Origin of the sequence: Pseudomaricurvus alcaniphilus, assembly GCF_011440395.1 — a bacterium.
Lineage (GTDB): Bacteria > Pseudomonadota > Gammaproteobacteria > Pseudomonadales > Cellvibrionaceae > Pseudomaricurvus > Pseudomaricurvus alcaniphilus.
In genome coordinates this window covers 1-13,929 of sequence record NZ_JAAOIX010000003.1, presented here as the reverse complement: position 1 = coordinate 13,929, position 13,929 = coordinate 1, and the positions used below count along the sequence as shown (strand labels likewise).

The 13,929-nt window shown below is 59.8% G+C and carries 8 protein-coding genes; 5 read left to right on the top strand and 3 right to left on the bottom strand.

The window, feature by feature from the left end:
* Positions 1-48 precede the first annotated feature (48 nt).
* Complete coding sequence (pgi, locus tag G8764_RS08565) at positions 49-1,704, bottom strand: glucose-6-phosphate isomerase (protein ID WP_207951791.1); 1,656 nt, start codon at positions 1,702-1,704, stop codon at positions 49-51.
* Positions 1,705-2,169: 465 nt separating this feature from the next.
* On the opposite strand from pgi, the gene G8764_RS08560 reads away from it, so the two are divergent.
* The 3 genes from G8764_RS08560 (at position 2,170) to G8764_RS08550 (ending at position 6,701) form a co-directional block, all read left to right on the top strand.
* On the top strand, positions 2,170-3,096 hold the full coding sequence (locus G8764_RS08560) for a carbohydrate kinase family protein (RefSeq protein ID WP_166164175.1): 927 nt from the start codon (positions 2,170-2,172) through the stop codon (positions 3,094-3,096).
* 403 nt (positions 3,097-3,499) lie between these two features.
* Positions 3,500-5,446: an amylosucrase gene (locus G8764_RS08555; protein WP_166164173.1), complete on the top strand. Its 1,947-nt coding sequence runs from the start codon at positions 3,500-3,502 to the stop codon at positions 5,444-5,446.
* Positions 5,447-5,621: 175 nt separating this feature from the next.
* A complete protein-coding gene (locus tag G8764_RS08550; RefSeq protein WP_166164172.1) occupies positions 5,622-6,701 on the top strand; it encodes a LacI family DNA-binding transcriptional regulator in 1,080 nt (359 codons plus the stop codon).
* 41 nt (positions 6,702-6,742) lie between these two features.
* Here the strand turns inward: G8764_RS08550 and G8764_RS08545 are convergent, their stop codons facing one another.
* Entirely contained in the window at positions 6,743-7,996 is a 1,254-nt protein-coding gene (locus tag G8764_RS08545; RefSeq protein ID WP_166164170.1) for an MFS transporter, read from the bottom strand.
* 261 nt (positions 7,997-8,257) lie between these two features.
* The gene (locus G8764_RS08540) at positions 8,258-9,316 is read right to left on the bottom strand and encodes a flavin reductase (protein WP_166164169.1); all 1,059 of its coding nucleotides are present in this window, start codon (positions 9,314-9,316) and stop codon (positions 8,258-8,260) included.
* A 201-nt stretch (positions 9,317-9,517) separates the two neighbouring features.
* Between G8764_RS08540 and G8764_RS08535 the strand changes: the two genes are divergently transcribed.
* Entirely contained in the window at positions 9,518-12,478 is a 2,961-nt protein-coding gene (locus G8764_RS08535; RefSeq protein ID WP_166164167.1) for a DEAD/DEAH box helicase, read from the top strand.
* A gap of 13 nt (positions 12,479-12,491) precedes the next feature.
* A complete protein-coding gene (locus G8764_RS08530; RefSeq protein ID WP_166164166.1) occupies positions 12,492-13,700 on the top strand; it encodes a hypothetical protein in 1,209 nt (402 codons plus the stop codon).
* The last annotated feature ends 229 nt before the right edge of the window (positions 13,701-13,929 follow it).

Below are 13,929 nucleotides of genomic sequence, written 5' to 3'. Positions count from 1 at the left end.
GCTGGCAGGCGCTGCTGGTGGCGGCTGTTGGAAGTTTACCGGGAGGACTTAATTGCTGGCAGCGACACTCTTGATCCAGTTGGCCAGGCCATTGGTGGACGAGTCATGACCGCTGACCGGCTCCGCCCCCTCCAGCTCCGGCAGGATCACACTGGCCAATTGCTTGCCCAGTTCTACGCCCCACTGGTCAAACGAGTTGATATCCCAGATCACACCCTGGACAAACACCTTGTGCTCGTACAGCGCGATCAGGTTGCCCAAAGTCGCTGGGGTCAATTGCCGATAGACAATGGAATTGCTGGGGCGATTGCCTTCGAACACCTTGTGCGGGGCCAACTTGTCCTGGGCCTCGCCGACGATACCGGCGGCCTGCAGCTCAGCCCGCACCTCACTCTCATTTTTACCCTTCATCAGGGCTTCGGTCTGGGCCAGGAAGTTGGCCTGCAGGATACTGTGGTGGGAATCACCCTCGATATCGCTGATGCCGGCCACCAGGAAATCGCAGGGGATCAACTCGGTGCCCTGGTGAATCAGCTGGTAAAAGGCATGCTGGCCGTTGGTGCCGGGTTCACCCCAGATAATCGGCCCGGTCTCGCAAGCCACGGCGCTGCCATCCCGGCGGGTGGACTTGCCGTTACTCTCCATATCCAGCTGCTGCAAATAGGCAGCAAAGCGATGCAGACGCTGGCTGTAAGGCAATACCGCATGATTATTGGCCTTGAAGAAATTCCGGTACCAGACGCCCAGCAGCGCCAGGATCACCGGCATATTTTGCGCCAGCGGCGCACTGCGGAAATGCTCGTCCATGTCGTGGGCGCCCTGCAGCAGGGCCTTGAAATTGTCCATGCCGATGGCGAGGATAATCGGCAAGCCCACCGCCGACCAGAGCGAATAGCGGCCGCCGACCCAATCCCAGAAACCGAAAATATTGTCGGCGCCAATGCCGAACTCCTGCACCGCCGGGGCATTGGTGGATACAGCGACAAAATGCCGGGCCACGGCGGCTTCATCCTGCAGGTGACCCAACAGCCACTGCCGCGCGGAGCGAGCATTGGTCATGGTCTCCTGAGTGGTAAAGGTCTTGGAGGCGACGATAAACAACACCCGCTCCGGATCAATGGAGGCCAGGGTGTCGGCGCAGTGGGAGCCGTCGACATTGGAAATAAAGTGCATGTTCAAACGCGGGTGCTGGTAGCCCTTCAGTGCCGCGGTGGCCATCACCGGGCCCAGGTCGGAACCGCCAATACCGATATTGACCACATCGGTAATGGTTTTACCGGTGTGGCCGAGCCACTTACCGGAGCGCACTTGCTCACTGAAGGCCTGCATCTTGTCCAGCTCGGCGGTCACATCGGGCATCACATCGCGGCCGCCCACATTGATGGCCCGGCCGGACCGGTTGCGCAGGGCGATGTGCAGCACCGAGCGCTGCTCGGTATTGTTGATGGCCTCGCCCGCGAACATGGCGTCGCGGTGGCTTTCCAGGTTTGCCTGGCGCGCCAGCTCCAGCAACAGCGGCAGGGTTTCAGCTGTGATGCGGTTTTTCGAGTAATCCAGCAGTAATTCACCCGCCTGCAGGGAAAACTGCTCGAAACGCTCGGGGTTGTCGGCAAACAGGTCGCGCATATGCAATGGCGCAACCGCCTGTTGGTGGGCTGTTAACTGCTGCCATATAGCGGACTGGGTGAGGTTCTCTATGGTCATAGTGCTAGCTCTCTACGCGTAAAAATGAAAAATTAACATACATTGGTATGGCAGGCTAAATATTGCTGTGGGTAACGGTAACACTCCCGCATGGTTTTTGACTGGACACTACTTGGTTAATGGGTCGTCTGGTGAATTGGCATTGATTGTAAGCCAGCGGTTTCATGCCACCTAACGAAACCAAAAATAAAGAGGTGTGCATGAAAAAAAGGTACACAAGCTCTCGGGAGCAGGCCATGATCAGATTATAAATTTGACCAGAATATACCAGAAGGGTATTACTGGAGTAATCGAGTGCAAACGTATTCACAGAGAACAGCCCAAGATCGCCACCGGGTATACCCTCGCGCTGGTGGTATTGTTCGATGCAACTTGGCAAAATGGCGGCTATCACGCAAACTCTACGCTTTTGTGCTCACTCTCCAACAACGACACACTACTTATACTAATTAAAGAGAACCCCCAATGATTCTTTGTAACGGCGAAGCCCTTATCGACATGATTCCCGCCCGCGACAGCCAGGGCAATCAATTGTTCAGACCATTGAGTGGCGGCGCAATCTTCAACACCGCCATTGCCCTCGGGCGCCTGCATATAAAAGTCGGCATGTTAACCGGCCTCTCCAGCGACCTGTTCGGACGGCAATTGCTGCAATCCTTGCAAGACAGCGAAGTGGATACCTCACTGGTCATTACCAGTGATCGTCCCACTACCCTCGCCTTTGTGGAACTGACTGACGGCCACGCCAGCTACACCTTCTACGATGAGAACACCGCCGGGCGCATGTTGGGAGTTGGCCAGTTGCCGCAAATTTCCGCCAGCTACAACGCCCTGTACTTTGGCGGCATCAGCCTCTGCAGCGAGCCCGGAGCCGATACCTACCTGGCACTGGCCGAGCGGGAAGCCGGGCAGCGAGTGATCGTGATCGACCCGAATATTCGCGCGCCCTTTATTACCGATGAATCCACCTACCGGGCGCGCATCAAGCAGTTCCTGCAGCTGGCCAATATTATCAAGGTGTCCGACGAAGACCTGAACTGGCTGGTCAAAGGTGACGACGGGCTGGCGGACAAAGTAGCCAGGCTCACGGCCAAGCGCCCCGCCATGGTGATTGTCACTCGCGGCAGCCAGGGTGCCAGCGCCTGGCTGGCGGACGGCAGCCAGGTGGACGTGCCCTCCCAGCGAGTGGAGGTGGTGGATACTGTGGGCGCCGGCGATACCTTCAACGCCGGGGTGCTGGCCAACCTGGAAGAAGCCGGCTTGCTCACCAAGGACAAGGTCGACCAGATCGATCGCGCCGCGGCGGAGCAAGCGCTGAACTTTGGCGCCAAGGTGGCAGCCATCACAGTCTCGCGCGCCGGCGCCAACCCCCCCTGGCGCAACGAACTCTAACACCTCCAACGCGGCCGCCTCACCTCCAAATACCGATGCCAGTCGGCATCGGCAGGCGGCCGCGCCCCGAATTACCATAAATTCTCTCGCTACCGACTCGGACAAATGCGGACAGGCCTTGCAACCGGTTGCGCTTCTGCTAAACTATTGCCGGGTTCTGCGTAACCGGTTGCAATCCTGGCGCCTGAGCGCTTCCATCGCGCTAACGGATAACTCCCTCGCCGCGGCTAACACCAGCGGGGAAACCCAGTGAAGTACTTTTGCCCGGCCCAAGCCTTCACTTTTGCCTACGGCAACCACGACCTGCGCAATGCGGGCCTGTAACTCGAATTTGCGCACTCGAATTTGTTCACTCGAATATGTACAACAGCAAGCATAAAAAACCAATAAAGCGAGGGAGATTATGAGTATTCAACAAGACAGCCAGAACTGCCTGAACAGGATCGTAGAGCGGCTGCAATTAACCAAAAAAGTATCCAATGACGACGCCGAGTTCTTGCTGCGCCTGGGACAGCATTTCCCGCGCCTGTATGAGTTGCTGTGTACCGTGTACGAGTACCGCGACGACATGGAGGAACAGCTGTTCAAGCTGGTACAAACCCTGGTGCGCAGTAACCAGCAGCGCCCCAAGCTACTGAAAAAGAAAGACAAGCAGCGCATCGCCGACCCCCAGTGGTACCAGTCCGAGAAGCTGGTGGGCATGGCCTGCTACGTGGATTTGATGGCCGATGACCTGGTTAACTTAAAGACCAAAATTCCCTACCTCGTCGACCTGGGTATTACCTATCTGCACCTGATGCCGCTGTACAAGTCCCCCGAAGGCGACAGCGACGGCGGTTACGCCGTGTCCGACTATCGCACCGTCAACCCCAGCCTTGGCACCATGGATGACCTGCGCGACCTGGCCAACGAACTGGAGGAGGCCGGCATCAGCCTGGTGATGGACTTCGTCTTCAACCACACCTCCGATGAACACGAATGGGCCAAGGCCGCGCGCAAGGGTGACCCGGAGTTCAGGGACTACTACTACATCTACGACGACCGCTCGGTACCCGACGCCTACGAGAAAACCCTGCGCGAAATTTTTCCCCAGGTCCGGCGCGGCAGTTTTACCCAGCTGAAGGAAACCGGCCAGTGGGTCTGGACCACCTTCAACAACTTCCAGTGGGACCTGAACTACTCCAACCCCACCGTGTTTACCGCCATCGTCGACGAGATGCTGTTCCTCGCCAATGTCGGCTGCGATGTGCTGCGCCTCGACGCCCTGGCCTTTATCTGGAAGGAAATGGGCACCGACTGCGAAAACCGGCCCAACGCCCACAAGCTGATCCAGGCCTTCAACAGTTGCCTGCAAATTTCAGCGCCGGCCGTGGTGTTCAAGTCCGAGGCCATTGTCCACCCCGACTACGTGGTGCAGTACATCAGTCCGCAGGAGTGCCAGCTGTCCTACAACCCGCTGTTGATGGCCATGATCTGGAACAGCCTCGCCACCCGCAAGACCCGCCTGATGACCCAGTCACTGTCGCACCGGTTTGCCATTCACCCGGATTGCAGCTGGGTCAACTACGCCCGCTGCCACGATGATATCGGTTGGACCTTCGACGACGGCGATGCCGCCGCACTGGGTATCAATGGCTACGACCATCGCCAGTTCCTGAACCGCTTTTACACCGGCCAGCACGAGGGTTCTTTTGCCACCGGCATGGGCTTCCAGTTCAACCCGGAAACCGGTGATTGCCGGGTGTGCGGCTCACTGGCTTCACTGGCCGGGCTGGAACTGGCGGAGCAGTTACAAGACGAACACCTGGTCGATATGGCCATTCGGCGCATCCTGCTGATCCACAGCGTCATCCTCAGCATTGGCGGGGTTGCCCTGCTCTACGCCGGCGACGAGCTGGCCATGTACAATGATTACAGCTTTAAGGAAGACGAGCACAAGCGCCACGACGAGCGCTGGGTCAACCGCCCGCGCATCACGGCACAGGCGGTGGAACTGGCGCAAACCCCGGGCACCGTGCAAAACCGGGTCCACCAGGGGCTGCGTCAGTTGATCCAGCTGCGCAATACCAACCCCATCATGGGCGACGCCAAAACCCATATCGTGCAAACTAACAATGTCCACGTTTTCGGCTATCTGCGGCAGAGTCATGCCCAGCAAAAACTGCTGGCCCTGTGCAATTTCAGCGATCACGAGCAACAGCTGGATGCCGCCCTGCTGCAGCAACTGGCGCCGGCGCAAAGCGCCCGCGACCTGGCATCTGGCGCCGATATAAACCTGGCCAGTGCCCTGCACCAGCCGCTGAAGCTGGAGCCCTACCAGTTCCTGTGGTTGAGCGCAGACGCGCAGTAAGCCCGGGCCCTCCGAGCGCGGTTTTATCACCAGGCTGCACTGACTGGTGAGAAAACCGCGCCTGGGAGCTGCTATTGCAGCGATCGTGTGGATATTTGTGGTAAAAAATCCAGACTTGGTCTTTTCCCCGCGAAAGCGGTAAAATCTGGCAGGAGAACTACCGAATGCCGAGCCAATGAAGACGCCACCCGCCAAATCCAAAAAACCAGCCGTCGTAAAAATGTCCGACCTGGCGAAACTTGCCGGCGTTTCCAAGGCCACCGTGTCCCGCGCCCTCAGCGGCAGCGAACTGATCAACCCCGCCACGCGCGAGAAAATCCAGGCACTGGCGAAACAGTACAACTACCGCCTCAACACCCAGGCTCGCAATTTTCGCCTCAAGGAATCCCTGACCATCACGGTCATCATTCCCTCGGCCGAATCGGCAAAGTGGCAAATATCCGACCCTTTCTTTCTCGAACTGCTGGGCAGCATATCGGTTTGCCTGATGGAAAAGGGGCACGAGATGCTGCTCTCCGCGGTGGACTTTCACCTGCCCGACAAGACCAGCGGGCTGAGCAAAATCAACAGCGATGGCATTATCGTCATCGGCCAATCCTATATTCACAAGGGCCTGAACGAATACGCCCGCTCCCACCCGCAATTGGTGGTGTGGGGGGCAAGAATGGAGGACCAGGACTATTGCTGTGTGGGGGGCGACAATTTGCGTGGCGGCCTGCTTGCCACCCAACACCTGATCGAGCGCGGCTGCAAACACATCGCCATTATTGGTGACCGTGAGGTGCCGGAGGGCAATTTGCGCTACCAGGGCTACCTGCGCGCCCTGCAAGACGCCGGCATCGAGCGCAACCCGGCGCTGGAAATCAGTATCGGCTCACAGAAAAACGAAGGTTACGATGCAACCCTGCTGCTGCTCTCCAGGGGGGTAAAGTTTGACGGCATCTTTTTGCTCAGTGACGCCCTCGCCATGGCCTCCATCAGCGCCCTGGATGAACACGGTATTGCCGTGCCCAAGGACGTGGCGATCGTCGGCTACGACGACATCTCCCTGGCCCGTTACTACACCCCTTCCATTACGTCCGTTCACCAGGACCGGGAAATCGGTGGCCGCCTGCTGGTGGAAAAATTATTACAGCTAATCGATGGGCAGGAGGTGGAATCCTTTACCATGCCCACCAACCTGGTGGTGCGCAAAAGCTCGAAAAAAACCACGCAGGCCACTGTCACCCAGCACCCAGCCGACAATCGGGAGTAGCCCACCCCCCCGCATATTGTGGAGGGCGGGAAGACTGCCTTTTACTCTGCGGCCGGTATAGTCGCAGCGATATCGCGGTCCATCAGCTTGAGACGATGGGCGGTAGGATCCTTGATAAAGTTGTAGACACAGCCGAAAAACAGCACCGCAGTACAGGCGGTGGCAAACATAAAGCCGTAGGACACGTGGCCGAAGATGTCGCCAATCAGCCCCATAATCAATGGCCCCAGGGCCGCCGAGGCCGCGGTAAAGAACAGGATCAGGCCCGCGGCGGCGCCCTGCTGGTCAGCGTGGAAGCCACTGATACCTTTGGAGTTCAAGGTCGGGTAAATCACCGAGCCAAACAGGCCGGAGATCGGCAACAGCCAAACCGCCGCCTCTACCCCCTGGACCGAGCTGATCAAATAGAACGCAAAGATAGTGCCGCTAAACAGCACCAGGGTCACCTGCCAGCTGATAAAGTTCAGGATCCAGGCCGCCAGGAAACGACCAATGGCGCGAAAAATAAAGAAAATGGACAAGGCATAGGCCGCCAGAAATGTGGCCGGGCCGTCGTAGCCCAACAACAGGGTCGGCATCCACACATAGATCGCACACTCGATAATCACATAGAGCCCGATACCGGCGGAGAAAAACAGGGCGTGACCGTCTTTCATCAGGCGCATGGACGAGCGCCAGTCCACTTTGTGTGTCTCGGTAACGATTTTCTTCGGATACTTGACCGTGGATGCCAGCCACAGGGTCATCACGCTGACCACGCCGGCGATGACGTACAGGTACTTCCAATCCACGTCATTACGCAGCAAATAGGTCACCAGCGCCGGCCCGATAATGGCGCCCACCCCGAAAAAACCCTCGGCAAAATTCATGGTTTTGGTGTGCTGGTTGGTGGACGTGGATATATCGCCGATCAGGGCCAGGGCACCGGTTTTAAACAGACCTACCGATATGCCCATGCAGATCAGCAATATCAGGAAAACACCAAAGGTACTGCCCACCGCAAACAGGATACACACCAGGGAAAACAGCCCCAGCCCCAGCAGGATAACAATCTTCCTGCCCAGCTTGTCGGCCAGGAAACCGAGACCGATACCAGCCGCGGCGATGGCGATCATGGGCGCATAGTGAAAGGTACTGGCCTGCAACAGGGTCAATGAGAATTGTTCGATGATCACCGGGATAATAACCCCTACCGCATCGGTAGTGACCGCAAAGATAAAAAACATCGCGTAGGTGAGCATACGGACATGGCCAAAGTGGTCGGCGCCAGCATTCGCGCTATTGTTGTTATTCATTCTGTTCCCTCTCCCGGCGCACCGCTTGCGCTCGCCCCTATGCCCAGGGCCAAGGCTGCAGCTGCCAGATTGAATTTGCGTTATTTTAGGGTCGGTAACTTAAATTTGCCGACCCATTATAGTGGAAAAAGAAAAATTCGCAACCGGTTGCATAAATTCAACTGCCTTGCCCGGAAGTATCGGTTACCCGGCCATCCGCTCGCACCTTAACTGGCCCGGGTACGATGCCAGCGCGTCACCCGATGAACCTGGCCCCCAACCTCAACTGGAGGAGCCCGACATCAGGTTTTGCACCAGTTTGCGCAACAACTGGTGCAACAACTGCATTTCGCTGTAGCCAATGCCCGCCTGGGCATCTTCATCCATGGCCTTGATCACCGCCGAGGTCTCGATCATCATTTTGCGCCCCGTTTCGGTCAACGCCAGGCTAGGGGCCGGCGCGTCCGGCACCTCCTGCACCAGGTTTTTCGCCACCAGCTCCCGGGTTTCTGCCGCCGACAGCTTTAAACCGGCAAAATCCAGGTTGGCGCGAATCAGCTTGAGTTGCAACGGCGACTCATTGCCCAACTGCGACATGGTGTAAAACTGGCCGCGACTGAGACTGTGCTGCTGCATGATGTCGCGCAACTGGCGGTCAAACAGGTAATGGGCATTGCTCACCAGGTAGCTGAGCGAGCCGCGGGTAAAACTCGCGTCCAGCTCACGCTTGTCTTCGACGCCGGTGCTGGCCGCCACCCGCGGTACCGCCACCGCGTATTTGCCGCCCAGAAACGCCAGAGGCGGCTTGTTAAAATTGACGAACTCCACCACTTCGCCGACAAATATTTCGTGGTCGCCCCCCTCGTATTTAAACGCGGTCTTGCATTCAAAGCGCGCTGCACAATCATCCAGCAGGGGAATGCCACCCTTGCCACGCGTCAGCGCCAGGCCAGCGAACTTGTCGCTGCCCTTTTTGGCAAACCGGTCCGACAGCGGCTGCTGGTTGTCCGCCAATATATGCACGGCAAAAAACTCCGCCTCGGTAAAGGCTTTCAGGCTCAGGGCCTGTTTATCCAGGCTCCAGAGCACCATGGGCGGCTGCAGTGAGACGGAATTAAAGCTGTTGGCGGTCAAGCCCACATCCACGCCGTTGGCGTCCCGGGTAGTGACGATGGTGACGCCTGTGGCAAACGCCCCCAGCGCCTGGCGAAACGCCTGCGGATCAATGCTGTCGGCATCATGATTGTTGTTATTGTTGTTGTCGTTAGTGCTGTTGCTCACGGTTTGGTCCTTGTATTTACCGACACTCTCGCGCAGGGCTATGGGTTTGTCTGTTTGCAATTGTTTAACAACGCCGCAGCAAGGGCAAGCATTGGCGGCGGATTTCCCGCCTTTATTCGCCGCGACGCCTGTTGCCCCGGGCAAACGGTCAGCAAGTATGATTCCAGGCCAACAGCGGTTAGCCCTCTGCCGACGATTCCCCTATAATCCACTCCCCTCAATGCCTACCTGACGCCAGCCGAAGCCGACCCCCAAACACCCATGAGTTTTCTTGCCCAGCTCCGACAGCAGCAGCCAGCAGGCGGTCCGAGCCTCGCCCTCTGCTACCTGTTGCGCATCGACCGCGACCAGCCCGGTGCCAGCCAGACATTGGTGCTGTCTTTAGTGCTGGCCGAAGTTCGCCAGGGCCAGCCGCTGGTACCGGGTAAACCCTATGTCATCCAGCGCCCGCACTTGCACACACCGCCGCCCTTCCTCAATCGCGCCGACATAGAAGCTTTGCAACAGCTGGTGACGACCGACGAACACTGGCTGCAACACAGCAGCGGCCCCCTGCCGCCCGCCTCCAGCTGGCCCCACCTGGCTGGTCTGCTCGACGCTGGACGCTGTTTTATGCAGCAAACCCCACAGCACTGGGTTGCACTGGCCGCGGCAGCAGCACAACCGGTGGAGCTGCAGTGGCGCATCGACAGCGCCGGCAGCCAGCACTTGCAATGGCGGCTCAGCGGCGGCCAGCAACGCCAGCCAGAGCAAGCCAGCGCCGGCGGCGCCCTGGTAACCAGTTCGACCTCCGCCGAGCCCTATTACTATCAAGCCGCGCAGCGGCGCCTCGGGCCCTGCCAACACCCCTACAGCGCCGCGGCCCTGGCCCTGGCGCAAGCCTGGTTCCAGCCCCGGCCCGCGGCGGCTGTGCAGGCGCTGCAGCAGCTGCGAGACCAGTGGCAGGCACTGCAGCTGCCACTGCCGCGGGAAGTGCCGCAGCGAACCGTGGCCGCCAGCGCAACCCCGGTGCTGCGCTGTCTGCCGACCGGCGCGGACGGCAAACTGCAAGACACCTTGCAGTTGCAGTTTCGCTACTGCAGCGATTGCTACTGCGAAGTTGTCGGCAGCGACAGCGCTGCAGTGACCTATTGGGACGGCACGCATTTGAACCTGATCCCTCGCCACAGAGAGCAAGAGCAAACCTGGCAGCAGCAACTGCAAGCCCACCTCGAGCCTTTCAGCGTCGCCTCCCGGCCCCTGAGCTGGCAGGCCCGCGACGGCCAGGCCTGGCGCGACCTGCTGATCGAGGCGCGCCCGGCACTGGAGGCACTGGGCTTTGAATTTGCCATCGCCGCCGATTTTCGCCATCACTATATTGTTCCCGCCAGCTGGCAGGTGGCGGTCGAGCGGAACAGTGCCGAGCAGTGGCGGCTGGCGGTGCAGGTCACGACCCGGGGTGAATCGGTCGACCTGCTGGCCCTGCTGAGCGAGCTGGACCACCTCGGCCGCGACGGAGAAGTGAGTTGCCGCCTGGCGGATGGTCGCCTGCTGTTACTGCCCGCCGATAAAGTCAACGGACTAATGTCAGAGCTCGGTGACCTGATCCAACAGGGCAAGCTGCAACAGGGCCGGCACAACAGCAGTGGTTACTGCCTGCCCACGGCGCAAATCAGCCGCCTGCACAGCCTCGCCCGGCACCTGCCGGAAGACACCCGCTGGCAGGGGGATACAGCCCTGCTGGAGCAGGCAGCAGAACTGCATCGCCCACCCCGACAGCTGCCGTCCGGCGACAGCGGCATTCGGGCCCAGTTGCGCCCCTACCAGTGGCAGGGCGTGCTGTGGCTGCAACACCTGCGCCAGCACGGCGCCAACGGCCTGCTGGCGGATGACATGGGGCTGGGTAAAACCCTGCAAGCTCTCACCCATTTATGCCTTGAGCAGCGCCAGGGGCGTCTCGCCAAACCGGCCCTGATCGTCGCCCCCACCAGCCTGCTGCACAACTGGGCCGCGGAAATCCAGCGCTTTGCGCCGCACTTGCGCCAGCTGGTTATCCACGGCCCCCAGCGTCACCAGCACTGGTCGCAGCTGCAAGACTTTCATATCGTAATCAGCAGCTACCCCACCGTGGTCAACGACCTGGCCCAATGGCAGCAACAGCCCCTGAGCTGGGTGGTGCTGGACGAGGCCCAGTGGATCAAGAACCCCCGCACCCGGGCCAGCCAGGCACTGCGTCAACTGCACAGCGACCAGCGCCTGTGCCTGTCCGGCACGCCGCTGGAAAACCACCTCGGCGAGCTCTGGTCGCTGCTGGACTTCCTGATGCCCGGCTGCCTCGGCGCTCGCAGTGATTTCAAGCGCTACTTTCAAAAGCCCATCGAACAGGAGGCCGACAGCGACCGGCTGCAATTGCTGCTGCAGCGCATCGCGCCGTTTATGCTGCGTCGCAGCAAGGATCAAGTGGCCACCGACCTGCCGGCGAAAACGGAGATCGTCCAAACCATCAGCCTGGCCGACGACCAGCAAGCCTTTTACGACGACCTGAAAAGCGACGGCTGGCGCGCACTGCAAGAGCGGCTGGCAGAAACCAGTCACGCCGGTGAACAGCAAATGTTAGTTCTGACCGCCCTGCTGACCCTGCGCCAGGCCTGCTGCGACCCGCAGTTGCTGGGCGAACATCAGGTCAGTTCCAGCAAGCGCCAGCACTGCATGGAGATGATCGAGGAACTGGTGGCGGAACAGCGCGGCATCCTGGTATTTTCCCAGTTCACCAGCGTGCTGGATTTGCTGGCCCGGGACCTGGAAGACAGGGGGATCGACTATTTCATGCTGACCGGCAAGACCCGCCAGCGCCAGGCCCTGGTGGATGCCTTTCAAACCGGCGCCGCGCCGGTGTTCCTGATCAGTCTCAAGGCCGGCGGTGTCGGTCTCAACCTGACCCGGGCCGACACCGTGATTCACTACGACCCCTGGTGGAACAGCAGCGCCGAACAACAGGCCAGCGATCGCGCCCACCGCATCGGCCAGGACAAGCCGGTGTTTGTCTACAAGCTGATCGCTGAAAACACCATCGAGGAAAAAATAGCCGAACTGCAACAGCGCAAGGCCCTGCTCAGCCAGCACGTCAATCAACAGGCCCAGGCCAGTGCCGAGCAATTTGCCCTCAAGCTGGACGACCTGCTGGCCCTGTTCCGTGATGAAGCCACCGAGCCCCTATCAACCGTCCACCCGCCAGCAGAATAAGGAGCAACCGCCCATGTTAAGCATCGCCGACATCGACCGCTTTCTCAGCCGCCAGGGCCACTTTTGCCTGATTGACTGGCTGCTGGCGGAAAATACCCTGCCCTACGCCCACTACGAAGCCTGGCGCTATGGCGACCAGACCTATCTGGACGATAGCCTGCACCTCGACCAGGCCCAGCTGGCTACACTGCTGCAGGCCGCGCAAGAGCATTGCGACGCCCTCGGTCTCAGCGGCGAAGAGCAGGACTTTAACAGCTGGAGCGCGCAGTCCCCCGGCCGCTTGCTGGCCAGCCGCCAGGCCGATATGCATCGCCAGTTGACACGCAAGTGGCTGCGACCCCGGGACGTGCCCCAATTCGACCTGTTTATGGACAACGCCGCAGTCATTGCGGAAAACCTGCTCTGTGACGCACTGGCTGGACGCCAGTTCGACCGGGCCGCAGAGCAATTACTGGAGTTGACGCGCCTCAACTCGGAACACGCCCGCCTCGGCAGCTACCAGGATCTGGTCAACTACGGCCAGCACTTGCTGGCCAACCCGCACATCGACCCGGCTCACCTCGCTGCTGAATTGGCCGGCTTGCAACAGGAGGTCGCACCATTGGCCCGGGATGTTCTCGGTGTGGCCGCGCGGGATTACCTCGCCTTCGCCTGGCGGCGGCTGGCTGATAACCTGCTGCCACAGGTGTTTGACCCGCAACAGCCGGAGCTGCACGCCAGTTTCGCCCTCGCCCAAATTCCCGACTGGCAGGCCGTGCGCGAGCAACTGCAAGCCGAACCGGCACTGTACCGGCAACCGCTGCTGCTGGAGCGAATGGCCGAGGCCTGTGCCGCCCTGCAGGAAGATGAACAGGCGTTACTGCACTGGTGTTTGCTGTTCGAGCACGCGCCAAATTACGCCGAAAAAGCCATCCGCGTCCACAGCGGCTCCACTGCCATCAATTTATGGCAGGATTTCGGTGAGCTGGAGGACAAACTTGACCAGGAGTTAGCCAGCTCCTGGTTCGGGGCCTTTGTGCTGGCCAAACGGCCGGGGCTCATCCACCATCTCGACGGTCACCACCTGGACCCCAGCCACCCTGACAGCAGACTGACTGAGCCCGCCAACCAGGCCATGCTGGCACTGCTGCGCGCCCGCCACGACGGTGCCGATGAAGTTCCGGCGCGGCAGCAATTAAAAAGCCTGCACCCGCTGCTGCTGGCAATGTACCAGGCAATTTAAGTAGCGCCGGTTCAATTAAGCGTACGTTCGTAAAAAACCGGTGTAGCGCGGCGGCCCGGAGAGTGTAGCAATGATAAACCAGGTGTAGCGCGGCGGCCCGGTGGGTGTGCCCCGCCAGACCGGCCGCAGGCTCTCCGCGCTTTTCGCGCTCCCGGAAACTCGCTAGCGCTCAAACATCCGTCCGCGAAAACCCGAAAAGCGCGGAGAGCCTAAACGCGACCTGATTGGT